At 40.3% G+C, this 22,294-nt stretch carries 18 protein-coding genes; 11 read left to right on the plus strand and 7 right to left on the minus strand.

The genetic code is table 11. The annotated features are described in order from the left end of the window. Nucleotides 1-1,626, minus strand: a 1,626-nt coding sequence (locus tag ACNORC_RS13580) for an immunoglobulin domain-containing protein (protein ID WP_418336213.1), incomplete at its 3' end; no start/stop codon positions are given. A gap of 415 nt (nucleotides 1,627-2,041) precedes the next feature. Between ACNORC_RS13580 and ACNORC_RS13585 the strand changes: the two genes are divergently transcribed. The 7 genes from ACNORC_RS13585 to ACNORC_RS13615 are packed head-to-tail and all read left to right on the plus strand — an operon-like array spanning nucleotide 2,042 to nucleotide 8,935. Then, nucleotides 2,042-3,394 (plus strand): UDP-N-acetylmuramate--L-alanine ligase, encoded by a 1,353-nt coding sequence (locus ACNORC_RS13585; RefSeq protein ID WP_418336214.1) that lies wholly within the window; start codon nucleotides 2,042-2,044, stop codon nucleotides 3,392-3,394. A gap of 41 nt (nucleotides 3,395-3,435) precedes the next feature. Next, nucleotides 3,436-4,137 carry a RadC family protein gene (radC, locus tag ACNORC_RS13590; RefSeq protein ID WP_418336215.1) on the plus strand — a complete coding sequence of 234 codons (702 nt, stop codon included), beginning with the start codon at nucleotides 3,436-3,438 and terminating at the stop codon, nucleotides 4,135-4,137. A gap of 12 nt (nucleotides 4,138-4,149) precedes the next feature. Further along, a complete protein-coding gene (locus tag ACNORC_RS13595; RefSeq protein ID WP_418336216.1) occupies nucleotides 4,150-5,439 on the plus strand; it encodes a polysaccharide deacetylase family protein in 1,290 nt (429 codons plus the stop codon). Beyond that, complete coding sequence (locus tag ACNORC_RS13600) at nucleotides 5,426-6,115, plus strand: YjjG family noncanonical pyrimidine nucleotidase (RefSeq protein WP_418336217.1); 690 nt, start codon at nucleotides 5,426-5,428, stop codon at nucleotides 6,113-6,115. The genes ACNORC_RS13595 and ACNORC_RS13600 overlap by 14 nt, the downstream gene beginning before the upstream one ends. Before the next feature lie 44 nt (nucleotides 6,116-6,159). Then, nucleotides 6,160-6,702 carry a hypothetical protein gene (locus tag ACNORC_RS13605; RefSeq protein WP_418336218.1) on the plus strand — a complete coding sequence of 181 codons (543 nt, stop codon included), beginning with the start codon at nucleotides 6,160-6,162 and terminating at the stop codon, nucleotides 6,700-6,702. Continuing rightward, nucleotides 6,699-8,102, plus strand: a complete 1,404-nt coding sequence (locus ACNORC_RS13610) for a DUF5723 family protein (protein ID WP_418336219.1) — start codon at nucleotides 6,699-6,701, stop codon at nucleotides 8,100-8,102. Before ACNORC_RS13605 ends, ACNORC_RS13610 begins: the two co-directional genes overlap by 4 nt. Next, on the plus strand, nucleotides 8,099-8,935 hold the full coding sequence (locus ACNORC_RS13615) for a hypothetical protein (RefSeq protein WP_418336220.1): 837 nt from the start codon (nucleotides 8,099-8,101) through the stop codon (nucleotides 8,933-8,935). The genes ACNORC_RS13610 and ACNORC_RS13615 overlap by 4 nt, the downstream gene beginning before the upstream one ends. On the opposite strand, the gene ACNORC_RS13620 is transcribed toward ACNORC_RS13615, so the two are convergent. Next, nucleotides 8,929-10,206: a replication-associated recombination protein A gene (locus ACNORC_RS13620; RefSeq protein WP_418336221.1), complete on the minus strand. Its 1,278-nt coding sequence runs from the start codon at nucleotides 10,204-10,206 to the stop codon at nucleotides 8,929-8,931. The genes ACNORC_RS13615 and ACNORC_RS13620 overlap by 7 nt on opposite strands. Nucleotides 10,207-10,371: 165 nt before the next feature. Here ACNORC_RS13620 and ACNORC_RS13625 point away from each other — a divergent pair, with 165 nt between their 5' ends. Beyond that, a complete protein-coding gene (locus tag ACNORC_RS13625; RefSeq protein WP_418336222.1) occupies nucleotides 10,372-11,121 on the plus strand; it encodes a rhomboid family intramembrane serine protease in 750 nt (249 codons plus the stop codon). Here the strand turns inward: ACNORC_RS13625 and rlmB are convergent. The 5 genes from rlmB to ACNORC_RS13650 all read right to left on the minus strand — a co-directional run bounded on the left by rlmB (nucleotide 11,118) and on the right by ACNORC_RS13650 (nucleotide 18,768). Beyond that, nucleotides 11,118-11,858: a 23S rRNA (guanosine(2251)-2'-O)-methyltransferase RlmB gene (gene rlmB, locus ACNORC_RS13630; RefSeq protein ID WP_418336223.1), complete on the minus strand. Its 741-nt coding sequence runs from the start codon at nucleotides 11,856-11,858 to the stop codon at nucleotides 11,118-11,120. The genes ACNORC_RS13625 and rlmB overlap by 4 nt on opposite strands. A 66-nt stretch (nucleotides 11,859-11,924) precedes the next feature. Then, a complete protein-coding gene (locus ACNORC_RS13635) occupies nucleotides 11,925-13,178 on the minus strand; it encodes an aryl-sulfate sulfotransferase (RefSeq protein ID WP_418336224.1) in 1,254 nt (417 codons plus the stop codon). A gap of 126 nt (nucleotides 13,179-13,304) precedes the next feature. Continuing rightward, nucleotides 13,305-14,162, minus strand: a complete 858-nt coding sequence (locus ACNORC_RS13640; protein ID WP_418336225.1) for a hypothetical protein — start codon at nucleotides 14,160-14,162, stop codon at nucleotides 13,305-13,307. A gap of 14 nt (nucleotides 14,163-14,176) precedes the next feature. Continuing rightward, entirely contained in the window at nucleotides 14,177-15,541 is a 1,365-nt protein-coding gene (locus ACNORC_RS13645; protein ID WP_418336226.1) for a SusD/RagB family nutrient-binding outer membrane lipoprotein, read from the minus strand. A 47-nt stretch (nucleotides 15,542-15,588) separates the two neighbouring features. Beyond that, nucleotides 15,589-18,768, minus strand: coding sequence for a SusC/RagA family TonB-linked outer membrane protein (locus ACNORC_RS13650; protein ID WP_418336227.1), 3,180 nt, complete (start codon nucleotides 18,766-18,768; stop codon nucleotides 15,589-15,591). A 534-nt stretch (nucleotides 18,769-19,302) separates the two neighbouring features. On the opposite strand from ACNORC_RS13650, the gene rpsL reads away from it, so the two are divergent. From rpsL to fusA, 3 genes are read left to right on the plus strand one after another with little or no spacing between them, the layout of a single operon-like run. After that, on the plus strand, nucleotides 19,303-19,677 hold the full coding sequence (rpsL, locus tag ACNORC_RS13655) for a 30S ribosomal protein S12 (protein ID WP_418336228.1): 375 nt from the start codon (nucleotides 19,303-19,305) through the stop codon (nucleotides 19,675-19,677). A gap of 23 nt (nucleotides 19,678-19,700) precedes the next feature. Continuing rightward, nucleotides 19,701-20,177: a 30S ribosomal protein S7 gene (gene rpsG / locus ACNORC_RS13660; RefSeq protein WP_418336229.1), complete on the plus strand. Its 477-nt coding sequence runs from the start codon at nucleotides 19,701-19,703 to the stop codon at nucleotides 20,175-20,177. Between the two features lie 3 nt (nucleotides 20,178-20,180). Then, on the plus strand, nucleotides 20,181-22,289 hold the full coding sequence (gene fusA, locus ACNORC_RS13665) for an elongation factor G (protein ID WP_418336230.1): 2,109 nt from the start codon (nucleotides 20,181-20,183) through the stop codon (nucleotides 22,287-22,289). The last annotated feature ends 5 nt before the right edge of the window (nucleotides 22,290-22,294 follow it).

Here is a 22,294-nt window from a genome sequence, read left to right on the forward strand (position 1 = left end):
TTCAGCAGTTTGGGATTGAATAACCTCTACAGAAATTACAACTGATTCTTCACCGCTTGTGGTTGTTACGGTATATGTAGTTGTAAGGGTTCCAATTGGCTGATTCTGATATTGGCTGAGCAGTTCCTGGATAGTCGGATTATATGTACCTCCTAATGGGAGATCAGTTTCGTTGCTTACCTGTGCATTGAAATAACTCCTGAACCCATTAAGGTTTGGATTATTAATGTCTGCAGAACAAAGTGGGATATAAATTTGATTTGGTTCCTGCACTTCTTCTGTAACAGTAATATTAAAAGTAACGGAGTCTTGTTCAGTTACACATCCGGTTCCTACTATGGTATAGGTGATCGGGTATACTCCAGGTCCTACAAGTGAAGGGTCAAAATTTCCATCAGCATTGAGTACGTCTGGATCAGCGGAAAACGTACCTCCTGTCATAGCATCACTACTTAAGACCGATTCATCAAGTACAATTACGGGGCTAGTTTCACTAATAGTTCTATCTGCAATAGTTCCAGCTTCAGCAGTTTGGGATTGAATGACCTCAACTGACACGTCAACAGGTTCAATACAGCTACTAGGATTGGAGTATTTTGTTGTGAAAATACCAATAGGATTATTTTTGTACTGGTTGTATAGGTCTTCCAAGGGTGGCGAAAATGAACCACCAGGAGGAACAGAATTTGAATCTAATAAGTTTTGATAATAAGTTTGGAAACCACTTAAAGTGGGATTGTCGATTTCAGAAGAGCAAACTGGAACATAAATTTCTTCCAAAGAAATTGCTGGAGTAACAGTGACCGTTACTGCTAACCTGTCAATACTCTCACAATTTTCTCCAACTGCGGTAAGATAGTAAGTTCTTCCACTCACAAGAGGTGTGTTAGGACTTAGTTCTGTTTCAGAGTTTGCAGTGCTGAAATATCGGTTTTGCCCACTGGCAACGATATTTGATAAAGTAGGATTGTTAATTGCACAAAATTCCTGATTTGGATTTCCGGTTGGAGCAGGTTCAGAAAAGAATTGTACTGTTGTCTTTCTCCTGTTGGTCTCACAATTTCCATCTGCGGACACAATACTTGCGTAATAGTCAGTATTGTTCATCAATTCAGTATCCTTCGGAATTGGAGTGGTATCTGTACGGTTGTAATACCATCTTACAGCATCTTCATCTGCGGCATTAGTTCGCAGATCTCCCACTGTTAAACCAGGATTGTTAATATCAGCTACACAAATACCAATTATTGTCAATGATTGCTTATTGGCAGCAGTAGGTGTTGCTGAAGATGATCTAATACCTAAAATCTCTGGCTGACTGGCAATACTAACTGTAACAGGAGCTCTATTATTTTCACACGAGCCGTCTGTTCCAGCATAATAAGTGGTTCCATTCACCAGGAATTGGGTCATCGATAACGGAGTGGTAGCGGTTTGTGAAGAATACCACTGCACGTTTGTTCCGGAAACAACAAGATCTGCGATTTCAGCTTCCTGTGAATCACAGAAATACTGTAAAGGATCTGCTACCGGACAGCTTTGTCCATACGAGTAGGTTCCGTTCATTAAAAGGAAGGCAAAAAAGAAGTACATGATTCCTTTTTTACCTAGAGTAAAATTCTGCATAGGCTCGAAATATTAGATTAAATCAATTTTCATTATGTTATTTACGGTTCAAATATAAAGTAAAGATTCAAAAATTTACTTAATCTCCTGTTAACACAAGGGTTTAAGTGATCAGGAGAGATTTCCTGCTATCTTATTGAGGTAGGGGTGGTTAAAAATACAATTTTTTTATTAATAAAAAATTGTTAGGAATTTTTTTACACATTATTAGTTAAAATAACTTTTTATCCGTCAGATTTGGCAAAAATCTTTCTTTTGACTGAATCTTTTTTAAGCTTTTTTGAAGCAAATATCTCGATATGCCTTTCAAAAGACAATTAGGATAGGCCTTTTTGTGCCCATTAAACCGAGAATTATCGTTGTCGGGCTTTTTTCTCTTTTTTCTAAGATTTACCTTTACCTCAAATTCACATACATGAGAATACATTTTATAGCTATTGGAGGAAGTGCGATGCACAACCTTGCTTTGGCTTTACATCATAAGGGTTATACTATTTCTGGTAGTGACGATATGATCTACGAACCTTCCCGCTCACGCCTGGAAAAACATCATCTGCTGCCTGAAGCCTACGGCTGGTTCCCTGAAAAAATAGGTCCTGAACTGGATGCCGTAATTCTTGGAATGCATGCCCGTAAGGACAATCCGGAGTTAGTGAAGGCACGGGAATTAGGACTAAAGATCTATTCTTATCCGGAGTTTCTTTTTGAACAATCTAAAGAAAAGACCCGGGTGGTAATTGGTGGCTCCCATGGCAAAACCACTATTACTTCTATGGTGTTGCATGTTTTGCAATATCATCAAAAACCGGTTGATTATATGGTGGGTGCCCAATTGGAGGGATTTGACACGATGGTCCACCTGACAGAAGAGAATGATTTTATAGTACTCGAGGGAGATGAATACCTGTCATCACCTATGGATCCAAGGCCAAAGTTTCATCTATATCAGCCCAATATTGCCCTTTTAAGTGGTATTGCCTGGGATCATATTAATGTCTTTCCAACCTTTGAAACTTATAAAGAGCAATTCAGGATTTTCATTGATTCTATTGTTAAGGGAGGAATTCTGGTCTATAATGAAGAAGACGAAATAATTCGGGAGTTGGTAGCTGAAACCACCAATACAATAAGAAAACATCCATATCATACCCCTGCTTATAGGATGGAAAATGGAAAAACTCTTTTAGAGACACCAGAAGGAGAGATGCCGGTTGAAATTTTTGGGGAACATAATCTTCAGAATTTGAGCGGAGCTAAATGGATCTGTCAGCACATGGGTATTGATGAAGATGATTTCTATGAAGCAATAAGTTCGTTTAAAGGGGCTTCAAAAAGGCTGGAAAAGATCGCAGAAACTGAAAACACAGTAGTATTTAAAGATTTTGCACATAGTCCTTCCAAGGTGCAGGCAACAGCAGGAGCTGTGAGGCAACAGTATCCGGAAAAGGAATTTTTGGCCTGTCTGGAGCTACATACCTTCAGCAGCCTGAACAAAGAATTTTTAAAGGAATATAAAGGAACGCTTGATGCGGTTGATGTGCCGGTCGTATTCTTTTCACCGGAAGCCGTTGAAAACAAAAAGCTTGATCCAATTTCAAAAGAGCAGATCTTTAATGCCTTTGGCAGAGATGATCTCATTGTATTCACCCAACCTTCAGAATTCAAAATTTTTCTAAAAGAACAGGATTATAATAACACCGCTCTGCTTTTGATGAGTAGTGGGAATTACGGTGGCCTGGACTTTGAAGAAATAAAAGAATGGATATGAGGTAATCCTTTAATTTTACCTCATTTTGCTATCTTTAATGAATGGACAACAAGGAGGAAGGCTTTTTTTCGATCAAACATTGGGCAGCTGATGACCGGCCCAGGGAAAAGCTCCTTCAAAAGGGCCGTACTTCCCTTAGCGATGCTGAACTTCTGGCAATCCTGATTGGCACTGGTAGTCCAAAACAAAGTGCAGTAGATCTCTGTAAAAAGATACTTTCTCAGGCCGGAAACAGTCTCAATGAATTGGGAAAATTTACTGTTAAGCAGTTGATGGAATCGAAGGGAATTGGGGAGGCGAAAGCAGTGACAATTGTCGCTGCTCTTGAACTTGGCAGGAGACGCCGCACTGAAGAAGCACTTGAAAAGAAAAAGATCACCTCCAGTTCCTCAGTTTTTGAACTGATGCAGCCTCTAATCGGGGAGCTGCCTCACGAGGAATTCTGGATCATTTATCTCAATAATGCCAATAAAGTCATTGATCGATTTCAGTTAAGTATAGGCGGAATTACCGGTACGCTGGTTGATGTTCGCCTTGCGCTAAAAAAGGCTTTAGAGGTTGGAGCTGTTTCAATTATCCTTTCTCATAACCATCCGTCCGGTAACTTGAATCCTAGCAGCAGTGACAAACAGCTAACGCAGAAATTGAAAACTGCGGGCGAAAGTTTGGATATTAAAATACTGGACCACATTATTGTAACTGAAAATTCATATTTCAGCTTCGCCGATGAAGGCCTGCTTTAACCCTGTTTCTGTATGTTGTTGATCTATACTCAAAAGATTACTTCCCGAATAACCTATTCCTTCAAAAATGTTTGTACTAATATTTTGGGAATTCCGGTGGGTTTTACTTCTAAGATAGAGGAGTTTGTTGCGCATGAAGGGATGAAGCTGTCTTATGGAAAGCAAAGTCTGGCCAATGAGGTCTTTATCCAAAATGTTGATCTGTTATTGGAGCAGGGTTTGACCGATGTCGAGATAAAGGTTCAAAAATGGGAAGATGTGCCTTGTTTTTTTGCGGTTTCGGAAAACAGCGCCCTTCCATTTGACATTTTTGCTGCTACTTTTTTCCTTTTGAGTAGATATGAAGAGTATCTGCCGCATGTGAAGGATGAGGAGGGGCGCTTTCAGGCTTCGGAAAGTCTGGCATTTCAGGAAGAATTTTTAGATCTTCCTGTAGTTGATATTTGGGCATTTAAGTTCCAGGAGGTTCTAAAAAAGAGGTTTCCGAACTATAATTTTCCGAAGAGAGAAATGCAGATCCACAATATCATATCTGTCACCGAAGCATATCGCTACAAGAAAAAGGGAATTGTAAGAGGGTTTTTGGGTCTACTGCTGGATATTGTTCAGCTTAAGCCTAAATATGTGCTGCACCGGGTGCAGGTAATGCTGAAGGCTAAGAAAGATCCTTATGAAGTTTACAAGAAGTTGATCAGGTTTTTGAAGAAGCGAGGAGTGTCAATGAAATTTATGTTTCAGGTCAGCGACTTTTCAGCTCAGGACAGAAACGTCAATTATAACAGGTTGGAATTTCACAGTCTCATAAAATCGGTAGCTGATTATGCCGAAGTGGGTCTGCAACCTGGCTATTATGCCAATCATAGACTCGAAGTGCTCAAAGAAGAAAAAACCCGACTCGAGTATATCCTGAAGAGACCGGTATTGAGCGCCCTTAACAGTAAATACAATCTTTTACTTCCGGATACTTATAATCACATGGTGGAACTGGAATTTCAGAATGATTACTCCATGGGGTACCCTGAAGCACTTGGTTTTCGTGCCGGTACCTGTACACCATTTCTGTTTTATGATATAAATTTTGAGATCACCACTCCGCTGGTAATACATCCATACGCCATTAACGCGCAGGCATTTCATAAATTAAAGGAAACTGAAATTGAATTTAAGGTTCTGGAATTAAAACGACAGATCAAACTTGTAGAGGGACATCTGATCTCGGTTTTTACCAATGTCGATTTCTCAGAATACGCTAATTCTAAACGTAATTTTTCAACTTTAAGAAAGATCAATGAAGTTTACTAACATACAACACGTCTTTTTCGATCTGGATCATACTCTTTGGGATTTTGAAAAAAATTCCGGGCTTGCTTTTGCCTCTATTTTTGAAAAGAACAGGATTGAGGTGGCGCTTCAGGACTTTCTCGAAGTGTATGAACCAATAAATTTTAATTACTGGAAATTGTACAGGGAGGATAAAGTGAGCAAAAGTGACCTACGGTATGGTCGTTTAAAAGAAACTTTTGATGCTTTAAAAATGACAGTTTCAGATGAAGAAATTGATCGACTTTCTGTCGATTATATTGACCATTTACCACTTTATAATCATTTGCTCGAAGGTGCTACTGAGATACTAGAATATCTTCATCCTAATTACAAGCTTCACATTATTACCAATGGATTTAGTGAAGTGCAATCGCGAAAAATGGAAAGTTCCGGGATTGACAGGTTTTTTACTACAGTGACCACTTCGGAAGAAGTTGGAGTAAAAAAGCCGGGAAAAGAAATCTTTCAGGCCGCTCTGAATAAAGCCGCTGCACAGATCGAGGAGAGTATTATGATTGGCGACAGTTGGGAGGCTGATATTTTAGGAGCTAAAGAAATAGGGATGGCCGCCATTTTCTATAACTATTCCAAAAAAGAGTTTTCTGCTGATTGTCATCAGGTTATGGAGATGAAAGAATTGGTGAATTTTCTTTAGCAATAAAAAAATGTTAGCTTCGTTTGGTATCCAAAGTCTCATTAATGCACAATTTTGCTCATTTAAGAAAGACCTGTTTTTTGCTTTTCCTGGTGATGCAATCTTGTGTCAAAGATGTAGATATTGACCAATACCAGGAGATCGTCATTCCGCCTACAGCTGCTCTTGACCTTGTTTATTTTACCCTTTCTGCGGAAAATTTTCTTAATTCCTCAGGACAGGTTCAAACTGCGAAAGACGAAGTAAGACTTGAATTTTTGGATGATGATTATATTCAGGATGGATTGGTAGGTGCCAATTTCAACTTTATCTTCTATAACACCTTTCCGCAGGCTTTTTCGGTTACCGTAAAGTTACTCGCTACTAATAACTCGGTGCGGTATCAATTTCCTGTCGAAGTTCCGCCCGGGCAGCCCGGTACCCCAACTGTAGTTAATTATACAGAACTCGTTCCCGCCTCCAGGATCAATGACATTAAAAGATCAATCAAGCTGGTAGTGGAAGTGGAGATGCAACCCAATTCAGAACCTATTGAGGGCGCACTTCGCCTGGAATCTAAAGCCTTTTATAAGTTTGAGTTCAAATGATAAGACTGTTACTGATCCTTTTATGTGTGCTTTCAGGTTTCAGTCTTTTTGGGCAGAACAAGCAGCTTCTCTACAACTTTGATGATCTGCCCCAAAGCCTGATGAACAATCCGGGAGCGGAAACCAGTTTCGATATGCACGTGGGATTTCCTTTATTGTCCCAGGTTCATGTCTCAGGAGGTTCTTCGGGAGTGAGCTTCTACGATATTTTTCAAACAGGTTCCGGAACTATTAATACCAGGATCAGGGAGGCAATAAGGAGCATGTCTAATCGTGATTTTTTTGTGGCTAACCAGCAGTTGGAGTTACTTTTTCTGGGATGGCGCGATCAAAAGAGGAGGTATTATACCGCGGGAATATACCAGGAGCTGGATGCTTTTGCTTATTTTCCTAAAGATCTGGCCGTATTAGCTTATGAGGGGAATAAGAACTACATCGGTAAAACCTTTCATTTTTCAGATGCTGCCTTTACAGCGGAAGTATTGAATGTTTTCCATATTGGTTTTACAAATTACTATTCTGAAGACTTCAATTATGGGTTTAGGGGAAAGATCTATTCCGGAGTATTTAATGCCAACAGTCTGAATAATAGAGGATCCTTTACAACAGTTCGTAATCCAGCCAATCCAAACGTCTACAGACACTACATGAGCAGACTTGATGTGCTGGTCCAGACAGCGGGCTGGGCAAATTTGATAGATTCGGAAAATGTGACGGGTTTAAAGACCATGGAAGAGTTAGGTCAAAGAGCTTTTTTTGGAGGGAATTTAGGATTGGGATTTGACATGGGGTTCACCTATTACTGGAGTGATCAATATAGGGTGACCGGAAGCATACTTGATATAGGGTTCGTTCACAATTCCAAAAATGTGGAAAATTACAGGTATTATGGAACCTACCAGACTGATGGAATAGAACTACTTTTCCCGGGCGGGAATTCCCCTTCTTACTGGGACGAGTGGGAAGATGATCTCGATAGACATTTAAAGGATGAAACCCTTACAAACTCTTACATAACCTGGCGACCCATAAAAGTAAATGCTTCTGTTGATTATGGTTTCAGCGAGAATACAGAACCCTGTAACTGTCATAAACCAATGGGAAGAAGACGATACTATAACCATTTGGGTTTGCAGTTCTTTGCTATGAAAAGACCTCGCGGAATTAACTATGCCACAACCTTATCATTTGACAAATCCTTTTCAGATAATTTTAGAGGGAAGGTCACCTATACGGCCGATTCTTTTTCTTTTTCAAATATCGGTCTTCTTCTTTCCGGAAAGATTTATAACTTTAATGTTTACCTTGCTGCAGATAATCTCTTGGATTATACCAACCTTGCGAAGGCACGGAATGCTTCAGTGCAGTTTGGGATGCAATTAATTTTTAATAGAGAATGAGAACTTCCATTTTATCAATAATCCTGTTTCTGTTCATTGTCACTAATGTTGAGGCCCAGGAGCTGAATACCTATAAATACGTTCAGGTTCCGGAAAAATTTGAATTTTTTGATGAACCCGATAGATATCAGCTGAACGCTTTGACTGCCTTCTTGCTAGAGAAATATGGATTCGAAGCTTTGTACAAGGAAGAGCTGCCGGTGGCTTTGGAGCCATGTGATCTGCTTTCCATAAAGGTATATAACGAATCTAACCTATTTAGAGTAAAAGTTTATTTTACTCTTGAAGATTGCGAGGCTAAAGAAGTTTTTAAGTCAGATACAGGTGTTAGTAAGCGCAAGGATTATAAAGACAGTTATCAGGAAGCGATCAGGGTGGCATTCGAGTCTTTAAAAGAAGTTAATTACAGGTATGAAGATTCTTCCAATGATAAAAAAGAGAAAGCTTCCGAAGTTAGACCAAAGGAGAATTTGGAGAAGGTGCCCGAAGTTATTGTTGACCCAATAGTCACTGCTAAAGAAATTGAGGAAACAGAAATCAAAGTTAAAGATGAAAAAGTTTCTGATAAAACAGGATCCTTCCGAAGCTTCACTAATGGAACCGACACCTATGAGTTGCGAAAAACGGCGGTTGGTTTTGATCTTTTTAAAGCAAATGAGTCTAAAAGATTTGCGAAATTGCTAAAAACCAGTGGAGAAGGTACTTACCTGTACTCCTCAGAAAATGTGCAGGGGACTGCCTTTTTTGATACTGATAATAATTTAGTGGTCGAATTTCTGAATGACTCAACCGGCCAATTACTGAGACTGGTCTATCGCGCTGTCGATCAATAACCGTATTTTCCCTTCCACCGTTTCTTCAGAAATTCTCTCTGAGCCTGTTCTCTTTGATTTGAACCGGGTTTAAAGAAGGTAGTGTTTGACACCTCTTTGGGAAGAAATTCGGCAGCTGCGAAATTCCCTTCGTAATTGTGGGCGTATTTATAATCTTCACCGTAACCCAGATCCTTCATTAGCTTTGTAGGTGCGTTCCTTATTGCCAGAGGCACAGGAAGGTCCCCGGTCTTTCTTACAAGAGCCTGGGCTTCATTGATGGCCATATAAGAGGCATTGCTTTTTGGGGAGGTTGCGAGGTAAATACAACATTGGCTAAGAATTATCCGGGATTCAGGATGACCTATGGTTGATACAGCCTGGAAAGTATTGTTTGCCAAGATGAGCGCGGTAGGATTGGCGTTTCCAATATCTTCACTGGCAAGGATCAGCAAACGCCGCGCGATGAATTTTACATCCTCACCGCCTTCTATCATTCGGGCGAGCCAGTAGACAGCCGCATTAGGGTCACTTCCGCGAATAGACTTAATAAAAGCAGAAATGATGTCATAGTGTTGCTCTCCCGTTTTGTCATAGCGCGCAGGATTCTGCTGAACTTTTGTCAACACCATTTTATTAGTTATAACTACCGGTGCTTTTTCTTCGGAAGTTACTACCAGTTCAAAAATGTTCAGAAGCTTTCTTGCATCACCACCACTTAATCTCAGCAGTGCCTCAGTTTCTTTTAGTTCAACCTTCTTCCGGGCAATGACTTCGTCCTCTTTTATGGCCCTTTCCAGTAAGGCGACCAGGTCTTCTTTAGAAAAGGAATTCAGAACATAAACCTGGCAGCGGGAAAGTAAAGCCGCGATAACTTCGAAACTCGGATTTTCAGTGGTGGCGCCAATTAAAGTAACCCAACCTTTCTCTACTGCTCCCAGGAGGGAATCCTGTTGCGACTTGCTGAAGCGATGGATCTCATCAATAAATAAGATAGGATTCTTTGTAGTGAAAAGGCCGTCATTTCTCTTTGCTTTTTCGATTACTTCGCGGACATCCTTGACTCCGCTGCTAATGGCACTCAGGGTATAAAATGGCCTTCCCGACTCCGCTGCAATAATATTAGCCAGAGTAGTTTTTCCCACTCCCGGCGGTCCCCATAGGATCATGCTGGGGATAATATCATTCTGGATCTGCTTTCTTAAAGCAGCCTCAGGTCCCACTAAATGATTCTGACTCAGGTAATCTTCCAGGGTACGGGGACGCAGGCGTTCAGCTAAAGGTTCGTTCATGTTGTAAAATTAGCAATTCGCTCTGGGGTGAAAAAGCATTTGATGTAAGGATGTGATTTACTGACAAAAAAGCGGATTGGATTTTAACGGATCTTAAAAAGGCCCGGATTAACCATTTTTGGCAGGTATTAAGTTATGGCCATTTTTTTGTAATATTAAATAAGAATGAGTAGAACTTTGAAAACTAAAGAGCCGTTTGTATTTACCCCTGCCGTAATAGGGTATCCGTTGCTGTTTGTGCTGCTTATTTGGATAGTATTCTGGATTGAGATCAGGTTTGGGGTAGATTTTACTAACTATGGCGTTTATCCCAGAAGACTCGAAGGCTTAAGAGGAGTGATCTTTTCCCCGTTCGTTCACAGTGATATCGAACATCTTTTTCACAATACCATTCCTTTGTTTGTGCTGTCCCTTTCCTTATTTTATTTCTACAGGAAAATTAGCTGGAAAGTCCTTTTTTTGGGTATGTTGCTATCGGGAATCCTTACCTGGTTAATAGGAAGACCGGCGTATCATATAGGAGCCAGCGGAATTATCTATGTGCTGGCAGCTTTTCTTTTCTTCAAAGGCATCTTTTCCAAATATTTCAGGTTGGTGGCTCTGTCCCTTATTGTGGTGTTCCTGTATGGCGGCCTGCTTTGGTATGTAGCCCCTATAGATCCAGAAATATCCTGGGAAGGACATCTTTCAGGCCTAATTACCGGATTTGTTTTTTCACTGATATACAGAAAGAATATCGCACGGGCTCCAAAATATGAATGGGAAAAGGATACTTACCGGGAAGAAGATGATCCTTTTATGAAACATTTTGATAAAGACGGGAATTTTATTGAACACCCGGAAGGGGAGGAGCAGGAGTATATTTATCATTTCAAAGCGAACGGAAATTCCACTGATAAGAAGGAGGGGCATTAAAGCCTTTGCCTCACTACTTCATAAAGAAAAGCTCCACAAGCAACTGACACATTTAAAGAACCTATAGTGCCCTGAAGGGGTAGTTTGGCTTTTTCATCCACACTTTTAAGTACGGAAGGGGTAATACCCTTGCCTTCATTTCCCATCACAAGCGCAAGTGGCTGTGAAAGATCTTTGGTGTATAAAAGATCTTCAGTCTTCTCGGTTGCGGCAACTACCTTTATTCCTGAAGCCTGCATGTAATACACAGCATCTTTGATATGGTCTACCTTGCAAAGAGGGACATTGAACACCGCTCCGGCAGAAGTTTTTACAGTATCTGCAGTGACCGGCGCACCACCTTTTTTCTGAATAATGATCCCGTCAACTCCACAACATTCTGCTGTACGAATGATCGCCCCAAAATTGCGAACATCATCTACCTGGTCCAGTAAAAGAAAAAATGCAGCCTTTTCCTTATTTAAAGTACTCTCGACTAAACTTTCTAATTCCTGAAATTCTACCGGAGAAATTTTGGCAACCACTCCCTGGTGGTTTCCTTTGACCATGCGGTTCAGTTTTTCCACCGGCACATAAGAAATATTATAGTCAGAGGAAGAAAGTTGTTGTTGTAATTCCTGAAAGAGATGACCACTAAGCCCTTTTTGGATAAAGACCTTGTCTATGGACTTCTCGTTCTGTATTGCCTCAATAACGGCACGAATGCCAAAAATGGTAGTGGTATCAGGGTTTTGCATGAAAAGCCTTTTTTTAAAAGAATTGACTGCAAAAGTACTACTTCTAATTTGGAATACCTGCGTACTTTAGTTGATATTAAGATTCCGTATTGCCTGTGATTCTTTGTGATATGGGTATGTTCTCCACCAGAATCCTCTTTCCTCGAATTTCCACACAACTTCAGCTTTGGGAGTTACCTCCCAAATTCCTTTAGTGCCTACTGTAATTAAGATGTTGCCGTTTGGCAAGGTTTCAGCACCCGATACCTTTGGAGAATATAGGTCTGGATGAGTAAATTCCCAGAGTACATTTGGTTCATTATCTTTCATTGCTTCTAATTCCCTTAGGCTTTCCAGGTCAAACTTATAGACAGTAGATTGTTCTATATTGTTGCCATTCATGAAAATAAGCATCCTATTTTGACCATTCTCCATAAAAATATTTGGGCGGTGGTTGTTGTGAAAGAGCCTTTTTCCGTTCGTATTTTGATAGGCTTCAGGATTTCCGAATCGGTATACCAGATCACCACCTTTCCCGAAATTTCCACCAGATGAAGTTTTGGCTTTTTCGGTAGTTGTGCTATGGTCAATTACCCATACTTCACTAAAAAAGTTAACACTGAGAAAAATTAAATCATTCTTGGGGTCATAATCAATTCCGTTGGCGTGCATTATATCCCCGTTGGGAACAAGACTATAGTTGATGTCAATTTTAGAAGGGTTAGCAGCAATACTACCGAAATTATTTTTTGTGCTGTCAAAATCCTGGATTAGATGATCCCAGGAATTCCACTCCCATACTCTTTCATTAGTTCCAGGGTCGATCTCAACGATCTTCTCTGGAAAGATCTCATATCCTTCTTTAAAACCAGCTTCTTGTGCTTCCTGTGCACTTATTCTTGCCCATACAATGGCCAGAATATTTCCATTAGGCAGCATTTCAATGTCATGATGTGCTATTTCACTTTCAGTAGAAAGCATATATTCCCATTCGACTGTAAAGTCGGGATTTATGATCTGTAACTTGCCCCCATAGCCACCAAATTCTATTGCTGGATCTTCAGCTTGAAGAAGGGCTAATAGCTTTCCATTTTCCATTAAAAAACAATCATTTCCTATTCCAGATTGTAGTTGCCATTCAAAAACGTTTTGTTTTTCCTTATCCATGAGAAAAACTCTGTTATTTTCGGCATCATTGACCAGGAAAAGATGGTCTTTTACAGGCTGGTTGTCTTCGTTGTTTCCTCCAGTGTCAGTCGGTGGTTGCGTAAGATCATCATTTGAGCAGCCAAACAACAGAAGGAGACAGAAGCAACAGGCAAAAGAGTGTTTATTAATCATAGATAAGAAATTGATATCTGAAATTTACACACTTATTTCCAGATTCATGCTTTAATGAGTGGAGGAGAATAAAAAAAGGCTGCCCTTTTTAGAGGACAGCCTTTTAACCTAAAGGTTTATTTGTTATTATTCTGCTGCTTCTTCCTGAACGCAAGCCTGTACATCAATAGTACCAGCTTCTCCTTCACCAGCTTTGGCAGAGGCCACAAGAACCCCATTAGGATCATAGATCTCATAACCTATTTCACCCCACCAGTCTCCAGGGAAAACCCATTTGGCGAAAAGACTTCCTTCCGGAATTGTAACAGTAGTTTCACCTTCTGAAGAATCATCGGTACAAGTAAATGCGGATGCCGCATATGGAGAACATAGTCCAATTTCGGCAATTTTCACACCATCAACTTCAACAGTGATTCCTTCTCCGGCGTCACCATTAGTAGTTTGCCAACCATCTCCGTAAGAGTCGGTCATGACAATTCTATATTCTCCAGGAATTGGAATACAAGGTGGTGTTCTAAATACATTGTATGTTAAAACATCTCCCGCTGTAGCTGTATTGGCACCTGCATCAATAGTCATAACTAATGAAGAGGTTTCATCTACAGGTAGCATATCTGTAAAGATTGTTAAGTCTGTAGAAGCTGATGTTTGACCAGCAGGAATCACTAAAGACTTGGTTCCAATCTCAAACATACTTTCAGTGATATCTGAAGATGGATCTAAGGTTAAGTTTACAGTTATATCCTCTGACTGTGGAGGACCAACTAATTTAACTGCGACCGAAGTCTCTACGTTCACAGGTTGACCGTTAGCATCAAAAGATGTTTCGAAACCTTGTGCTGCATCATTGAATTGGATGTAGTACGTACTGTTAGGATCATAATCATTCAACAGTGACTGGTATTCGGTTTCATCCCAATCACAAGAAACACCGAGAATGCTCACAAATGCTAAAAGTGCAATTTTTGTTATATATTTTTTCATTGTCTTATATGTTTTTATTGATCCCACCATAGCTTATTCGTAATTGTAACATTGGCAGGGACGTTGGCAGAATTATAGTCATACTCCGATTGTGGATAAGGGAATCGGGTTGGGATCTGTTGTAGAACAGCTCCTGCAGCCAGATCAAGAGTAGGAAGTCCCGTTCTTCTCCAGTCAGCGTAAGGCTGAGTGGTTCCAAAACCATTGATATACTTTTGTTGAAGTATACTTTCTAAAGAAAGAGGTACGCCTACAATATTATTATCCACCCAATCAGACTGTGCAGAACCAGTTACTCGAATCATAGAAGCTTCAACAGCCTCTTCGAGCGCAGTTTGTGCATCAGCTAACTGGTTCAATCGGAAGTAAGCTTCAGCTTCAATGAATTTCAATTCTGCATAAGACATTAGAACAACATCGGCAACTTCATCTGCAACGTAATCTCCAGGCTCAGATGCAGCTTCATTAGAACTTCCTGGTTCACTTCCTACGAAATTACCGTCAGCATCTTCAGCTACAAAAAATGGTAATCTTGGATCTTCTTCAGATGTTAAAAGCTCAACGAACGTTGACGCCATTCTAATGTCTCCCCTTTGCTCCATAAACTGGAAGATAGGGTTTCTGTTAGCATCCTCAAATGGGATCACAAAATTGTCATCAGTAGAGGTAAAACCGTTTTGAGCGGCTTCTAAAGCCTTGGTGTAAGCCTCATTTCCTAAAACATTTCCAAGCTGCATATATGCACGTGCTTTAAAGGAATAAGCTGCTTTGGTCCATTGGTCCATATCACCGTCATATATCACATCGCCTTCAACATCAAGAACGTTGTCCTCTGCATTTAAGTTGACTACAGCATCGTCCAGCATCGCAAAAATAGTATCATAAAGAACTTCTTGCTCATCATAAGCTGGTTTCAGAACATTTGATGCTCCCTGGAAAGCTTCACTGAATGGCATAGCTCCGAAAAGGTCGGTCATTATACCTAAGGTTGAAGCCTGAAGTACCTGACCTACACCGGTGTAGTGTGGAGAATCCTGTGTCTTGGACTTTTCAACCATTTCATGAAGGTTCATAAAAATAGCGGTGTAAACAGAATTCCAAAGGTTGTTTACATCTGCAGGAGTTAACTGGTACCTGGCTTCAGTAAAGGACTGACGTGCTGTACCATCGAATTGCTGCATCCAGATACTGGTTGTTCTTACTGCGTCATTACCTCCAAGAAGATAACCCATTGACTGTTCAATAGCCGGAAGCAGTAGGTTCATAGGAACATCGGAAGGAGCATCCGGGTCGATGTTCAAATCACTATCGATCCAGTCATCGGTACAGGATGATAATGAAATTACAAGCAGCAACATGAGGGCTGCTATCTGTTTCATTTTAAAGAATTTATTAATTTTCATAATTCTATTTCTTTATTTTTAGATTAAAATGCTAGTTTGACACCAAACAGATAGCTCTTGGTACCTGGACTGTTGAAGTAGTCCATACCTTGTGCGTTTGTTGCCCCACCCAAGTTGGTTTCAGGATCAATTCCTGTATATGGAGTATCTATCCAAAGGTTTCTACCTGTGGCGTATACTTGCAGATTCTCAACTCCGTCAATCAAATTCGGGAAGTCGTAGCTAATTGTAATATTTCTTAGCCTTACCCAATCAGCTGGTTCCATGGCAGCAACTGAAGGTCCACCTCCAAAGTTACTTCCCTGACCTGTAAACCAAGCCTGATCTTGAACTACAGGAGTAACGTTTTCAACGCCTGTTGAAATTGGTTCTCCATTAGGACCAACTCTACCGTAAACACCGTCCATAACAACAATATTTTCAGCCGGAGTATTTTCGAAATCGATAGTACCAGCATCAGTATAAGTTACTTCTCTGTTTGCAGTTCTTTCATGAACACCGAAGTAATTCATCGCGAAAGCTGTTCCATTATACATCATTCCTCCTTTTTTAATATCAATTAGGAATGACAGGGATGCATTACCGTAACTAATGTTGTTAGTAATGTTAGCAGTCCAATCAGGGTTAAAGTTTCCAATTGGTACCATTTCTCTTTCGTCAGCCATTGGATAACCATCTCTGTAGTTGTCTGTAGGATCATCATTGATAAGAACTCTACCTTGTTCATCGCGATACCAGTCGAAACCAAAGATGCTACGATATTCAGCTCCAACTACGGCACGAACCTGTGGAACTGTAAAACCTCCAAGGAATACGTTATCTACTCCTTCTGCAAGTTCAGTAACAACGTTATCTAATTCGGTGTAGTTTGCAACTACACTCCAATTGAATTTATCCGTATTGATAAGGTCAGCTCTTAAGCTTACTTCAATACCTTCAGATTCCATACTTGCCGCGTTCAGGAATACAGAAGTAAACCCAGAAGATGCAGAAATTGGCACAGCCATTAAAAGGTCAGTGTTAACGTTCTTGAAGTAAGTAAAGTCAACACCCAATCTGTTGTCAAAGAAACGAAGATCAGTACCTACTTCCCAGGATTCCTGGTTCTCGTGAGTAAGATCTGGGTTACCCAATCCTGTACTTAACTGGAAACCTGTTTGTCCCTGATATGGGAAGTTAACTCCGGTTGTCCACCCGTCTCCAATAGTCGCAGCCACAAAGTTGTTGGTGGTTTGGTAAGGAGGAGCAATGTTCGCAGTACGCGCAGCAGAAGCACGAATTTTACCGAATGTAAGTACGTCGTTATTTCTTAACGCATCCAATTCAGTGAATACAAAGGAAGCACTGACAGATGGATAGAAAGCAGACTGATTTTGCTCTGGCATGGTAGTGGCCCAGTCGTTACGTCCTGTAAGTCCTAAGAAAAGCATATCCATGTATGATAAACGCAGATCAGCAAAAACTGCCATTGTTCGGAAACTGCTTTCACCACTGCTGGTAGTATTATTACTTGAGTTGCTTAACTGATAAAAGTCAGGGATCTCAAGTCCTGTAGCATCTCCAAAAAGAGTTTTTGTAAAAGTGCTGTAAAGGTTATTACCCAATGTTAACTTCGCATTGAAGTCATCTGTGAAATCATGATCAAAGTTGAACAACAAATCTGAGTTCACGATTGTGCTATACGCCATATATTCTCCGAGGTATCCTGTTGGCACTCCTCTGGATCCAATTTTAAATTGGTCAAGGAACCTTCTGTTATACCAGTCAACACCACCGTTATAGTTGATGTTAAAGAAATCACTTACGTTCCAGTTGTAGTTTACATTACCTGTGAAACGGTTAACATCTTCATCAAATGAAATGTTATTAGCTACCCAGTATGGGTTATCATATCCACCACCATTACGGTAGTTTCTTTGAGTGCCATCAGGGAATTCATAGCCTGCACTGTTATCAAAGGTAGATGCGGTTCGAAGCAGACCTAACATAATACCGGAAACGTTAGAACCTTTTTGCAGGTTGTTTGCTCTTGAGTTGGTATAGGCCATATCTGCACCCAGGGTCATATCATCAGAAATGCTTGTAGATGCATTCAAACGCAGAGTTGTTCTTCCGTAAGTGTCATTTGGCATAATACCTTCCTGATCCAGGTTGGAAAGAGAGAAGAAGTAATTTCCTTGCTCAGTTCCGTTGGCAATACTGAACCTGTTATTGGTTGTGATACCGGTTTGGAAGAAATCGTAAGGATCATAATATTGTGCAGCGGGCCCATCGTTAGTGGCAGCAGGCACAAGACGCCCTCTAGGATCCCATTTGTAATCCGGATCTCCATCATAAACTAAAGATGAAATTCTTGGACCCCAGGAGAAAGCGCTTCCGCTAACCCAATTGCCATTTACTCCCTGTGCAAATTGTTTCTGTCTTCCAGGTAGTTGTGATACTTCATCAAAAGCTACAGAAGAATGGAATTCAATTCTTCTTTGAGTAAGGTTCTTACCGCTTTTAGTAGTAATGATGATCGCACCGTTTGCTGCACGCACTCCGTAAAGAGCTGTAGCGGCACCACCTTTAAGTACAGACATAGACTCGATATCGTCTGGGTTGATATCAATGGTACGGCTGGAAGTGTTAACACCACCAACACCACTGTTACCACCACCTGAGGCGATAGGCATACCGTTTACTACGAAAAGTGGTTGGTTGTTCCCTGTAATAGAGGAAGATCCACGAATGGTAATAAAGGTAGATGCTCCTGCTTCACCAGAAGAACTTACAATTTGTACACCTGAGGTTTCACCGGCAAGGGAGTTTACAATGTCGGCATTCGGTTTGTTGCTGATCTCTTCAGAACCAACCGTCTGGACATTGTATCCAAGTTCCTTTTCATCCCTGGAAATACCTACAGCTGTAATTACAACTTCTTCAAGTTGTGCTGCATCTTCCTGCATTACAACATCAATACGGGTAATGTCACCTACACCGTATTCTGCTGTTTTCAATCCGATATAAGAAAATACAAGTACGTCTCCACGAGTTGCTTCGATCGCATAGTTTCCATCAAAATCGGTTTGAACACCCGTTGTTGTTCCCTTGATGAGTACGTTTACTCCCGGGAGGGGCATTCCATTTGCGTCGGTGACGGTACCACTAATGGTCCTTCCTACGTCTTGTGCAAAAGTGATTTGCACAATCAACGCTAGCATGAGCGTTAAAATTCTACTAAACTTTGTTTTCATTTTAATGATTTGTTTGAATTAGCCAGTGCCAAAAATGGCAATTAAATGTTAACTGGGCAACTTTTTTCATCTAAAACTTCAGTTACCTAATTAATTGATTTTAATTTTTAAGGTTTTGTTAACAAAATTGCGTTTTTATTGTTTTATATGGAAAAGTGATTGAATGTATTGTGATTCTTTTAAAAGATGATTATTGTCATTTTTTAATTGAACGGGTTGCTTTTGAAAATGGAGTTGTTTCAAACAATGAATGGAGGTGTGGGGGATACTCTATCTTATAAAGATAGTTTTTGGTAAAGTGATGTGGAGAGGGTGTAAAAAAGAATTAATATGGGATTTTACAGGTCTATATTATATGTATTTAAAAGCTTAATTTTTTTTCAAATCAAAGGCAACTGAAAATTAATGAATTAAGATTTGAATAATTGGGTTTTATTTCTACCTTTGCAGACCTTTTAAAAAAGGGAATAATTAAAACAAATAATTAGTGTAAAAGAAATTATGCCAACAATTTCACAATTAGTACGAAAAGGAAGAGCCACAATTACCAAGAAGAGTAAATCGGCTGCTTTGGATTCGTGCCCTCAAAGACGAGGAGTTTGTACACGTGTTTACACCACTACCCCTAAGAAACCTAACTCTGCAATGCGTAAAGTTGCAAGGGTAAGATTGACTAACGGGAAAGAGGTGAACGCGTACATTCCTGGTGAGGGGCACAACTTGCAAGAGCACTCGATAGTATTGGTTAGAGGCGGAAGAGTTAAAGATTTGCCTGGGGTTAGGTATCATATTGTTCGGGGCGCCCTTGACACCGCTGGTGTTGAAGGAAGAACGCAAAGACGATCAAAGTATGGTGCAAAAAGACCTAAGAAGTAATTAAAAACTTTTAATGTAAAGAAATGAGAAAAAGACAGGCGAAAAAAAGGCCACTTTTACCAGATCCAAAATTTAATGATCAGTTAGTAACGCGTTTTGTTAACATGATGATGTGGGATGGTAAGAAATCTGTTGCCTTTAAAGTATTCTACGATGCTATTGCAATTGTAGAAGAAAAGAAACAGGATGATGAAAAAACTGCCCTTGAGCTTTGGAAAGATGCTCTTTCTAATGTTATGCCGCACGTAGAAGTACGTAGCCGTAGAGTAGGGGGTGCTACTTTTCAAATCCCAATGCAAATTAGACCAGATCGTAAAGTATCAACCGCAATGAAGTGGTTGATTAGTTATGCTCGTAAGCGTAATGAGAAATCAATGGCCCAAAAGTTAGCTGCTGAAGTTTTAGCTGCAGCTAAAGAAGAAGGAGCGGCTGTGAAGAAGAGGGTTGATACCCACAAGATGGCTGAAGCGAACAAAGCATTCTCTCACTTTAGATTCTAGAAAATGGCACAAAGAGATTTAAAATTTACCAGAAATATTGGAATTGCCGCGCATATTGATGCCGGTAAAACGACGACGACAGAGCGAATCCTTTTCTATACGGGAATCAGTCATAAGATTGGTGAGGTTCACGATGGTGCTGCGACTATGGACTGGATGGAGCAGGAGCAGGAGCGTGGTATTACCATTACTTCAGCTGCAACTCACTGTACCTGGAATTATCGCGATCAGGAATATACCGTAAATATTATTGATACTCCCGGACACGTTGACTTTACTGTAGAGGTAGAGCGTTCATTGCGTGTACTTGACGGGATGGTAGCTTTGTTTAGTGCAGTTGACGGGGTTGAGCCTCAGTCTGAAACTGTATGGAGACAAGCTGATAAATATAGAGTTCCCCGTTTAGGATTTGTAAATAAAATGGACCGTCAGGGTGCTGACTTCTTTAACGTGTGTAACCAGGTTAGAGAAATGTTGGGAGGTAACCCGGTGCCGTTACAAATTCCAATTGGAGACGAAATTGATTTCAAAGGTGTGGTTGATCTTATTTCCAAAAAAGCAATTGTTTGGAATGAGGAAGACTTCGGAATGACCTATGATACAATTGAAATTCCTGCGGAACTTGAAGAAGATGTAAATAAATATAGAGCTCAGTTGGTTGAAGCCGTTGCTGAATATGACGAAGCTCTTATGGAGAAATTCTTCGAAGATGAGAACTCCATTACTGAAGACGAAATTATTGCTGCGCTAAGAGCTGCAACAATTGATATGTCTATCATCCCAATGATGTGTGGATCTGCGTTCAAGAACAAAGGTGTACAGGCAATGTTGGATGCGGTAATGAGATACCTTCCATCTCCGGTTGACGTAGAAGCTATTGTTGGGGTTAACCCTGATACTGAAAAAGAAGAAAGCCGTAAACCAAACGTTGATTCTCCTTTCTCAGCTTTGGCATTTAAGATCGCTACAGATCCTTTCGTAGGACGTTTGGCTTTCTTTAGAGTTTACTCCGGTACACTTGACGCTGGATCATACGTATTGAATAACCGTTCTGGAAAGAAAGAACGTATTTCACGTATCTATCAAATGCATGCTAACAAACAACAGCCTATCGATAGTATTGAGGCTGGTGATATTGGAGCAGCTGTTGGTTTTAAAGATATTAAGACTGGTGATACGCTAACTTCAGAGAAACACCCTATTGTTCTTGAATCAATGTCATTCCCTGATCCTGTGATCGGTATTTCTGTTGAGCCAAAAACAAAGGCAGATGTGGATAAAATGGGTATGGCTTTAGCTAAACTGGCTGAAGAGGATCCAACTTTCCAGGTTAAAACTGATGAGGCTTCAGGTCAAACAATTATCTCGGGAATGGGTGAGCTTCACCTTGAGATCCTTGTGGATCGTTTGAAGAGAGAATTTAAAGTGGAAGTTAACCAGGGTCAGCCTCAGGTTGAGTATAAAGAAGCAGTTACCAGATCAACAGATCACAGAGAGGTTTACAAAAAGCAATCTGGTGGACGTGGTAAATTTGGTGATATCGTATTCAAATTAGGACCTGTAGATGAAGATTTCAAAGGACCTGGACTTCAGTTCGTGGATGAGATCAAAGGTGGTCGTATTCCTAAGGAATTTATTCCTTCTGTAGAAAAAGGTTTCAGAGAGGCAATGAAAAATGGACCTCTTGCAGGATTTACAATGGATACACTGAAAGTAAATCTTGTTGACGGATCTTTCCACCCTGTGGATTCTGATCAGCTTTCTTTCGAATTGGCTGCAAAAATGGGATATAAAGAAGCTGCTAAAAAAGCAGGTGCTGTTATCCTTGAGCCAATCATGAAAGTTGAAGTGGTTACTCCTGAAGAGAACATGGGTGATATAGTAGGAGATTTGAACAGACGTCGTGGACAGGTGAACAACATGTCAGACAGATCTGGAGCTAAAGTTATTAAGGCTGAAGTGCCACTTTCTGAAATGTTCGGTTACGTTACAACACTTCGTACCCTTTCATCTGGACGTGCAACCTCTACTATGGAATTTTCTCACTATGCTGAAACTCCTTCTAATGTTTCAGAAGAAGTAATTAAAGCAGCAAAAGGAGCTAACGATTAATTATC

This window comes from Salinimicrobium soli (assembly GCF_048323655.1).
In the GTDB taxonomy this organism is placed as follows: domain Bacteria; phylum Bacteroidota; class Bacteroidia; order Flavobacteriales; family Flavobacteriaceae; genus Salinimicrobium; species Salinimicrobium soli.

What these genes read in the sequence shown, in the direction of transcription:
- ACNORC_RS13585 (WP_418336214.1), top strand. Translation starts at nt 2,042, where the DNA reads ATGAGAATACATTTTATAGCTATTGGAGGAAGTGCGATGCACAACCTT.
- radC (WP_418336215.1), top strand. Translation starts at nt 3,436, where the DNA reads ATGGACAACAAGGAGGAAGGCTTTTTTTCGATCAAACATTGGGCAGCT.
- ACNORC_RS13595 (WP_418336216.1), top strand. Translation starts at nt 4,150, where the DNA reads ATGTTGTTGATCTATACTCAAAAGATTACTTCCCGAATAACCTATTCC.
- ACNORC_RS13600 (WP_418336217.1), top strand. Translation starts at nt 5,426, where the DNA reads ATGAAGTTTACTAACATACAACACGTCTTTTTCGATCTGGATCATACT.
- ACNORC_RS13605 (WP_418336218.1), top strand. Translation starts at nt 6,160, where the DNA reads ATGCACAATTTTGCTCATTTAAGAAAGACCTGTTTTTTGCTTTTCCTG.
- ACNORC_RS13610 (WP_418336219.1), top strand. Translation starts at nt 6,699, where the DNA reads ATGATAAGACTGTTACTGATCCTTTTATGTGTGCTTTCAGGTTTCAGT.
- ACNORC_RS13615 (WP_418336220.1), top strand. Translation starts at nt 8,099, where the DNA reads ATGAGAACTTCCATTTTATCAATAATCCTGTTTCTGTTCATTGTCACT.
- ACNORC_RS13620 (WP_418336221.1), bottom strand. Translation starts at nt 10,206, where the DNA reads ATGAACGAACCTTTAGCTGAACGCCTGCGTCCCCGTACCCTGGAAGAT.
- ACNORC_RS13625 (WP_418336222.1), top strand. Translation starts at nt 10,372, where the DNA reads ATGAGTAGAACTTTGAAAACTAAAGAGCCGTTTGTATTTACCCCTGCC.
- rlmB (WP_418336223.1), bottom strand. Translation starts at nt 11,858, where the DNA reads ATGCAAAACCCTGATACCACTACCATTTTTGGCATTCGTGCCGTTATT.
- ACNORC_RS13635 (WP_418336224.1), bottom strand. Translation starts at nt 13,178, where the DNA reads ATGATTAATAAACACTCTTTTGCCTGTTGCTTCTGTCTCCTTCTGTTG.
- ACNORC_RS13640 (WP_418336225.1), bottom strand. Translation starts at nt 14,162, where the DNA reads ATGAAAAAATATATAACAAAAATTGCACTTTTAGCATTTGTGAGCATT.
- ACNORC_RS13645 (WP_418336226.1), bottom strand. Translation starts at nt 15,541, where the DNA reads ATGAAACAGATAGCAGCCCTCATGTTGCTGCTTGTAATTTCATTATCA.
- ACNORC_RS13650 (WP_418336227.1), bottom strand. Translation starts at nt 18,768, where the DNA reads ATGCTAGCGTTGATTGTGCAAATCACTTTTGCACAAGACGTAGGAAGG.
- rpsL (WP_418336228.1), top strand. Translation starts at nt 19,303, where the DNA reads ATGCCAACAATTTCACAATTAGTACGAAAAGGAAGAGCCACAATTACC.
- rpsG (WP_418336229.1), top strand. Translation starts at nt 19,701, where the DNA reads ATGAGAAAAAGACAGGCGAAAAAAAGGCCACTTTTACCAGATCCAAAA.
- fusA (WP_418336230.1), top strand. Translation starts at nt 20,181, where the DNA reads ATGGCACAAAGAGATTTAAAATTTACCAGAAATATTGGAATTGCCGCG.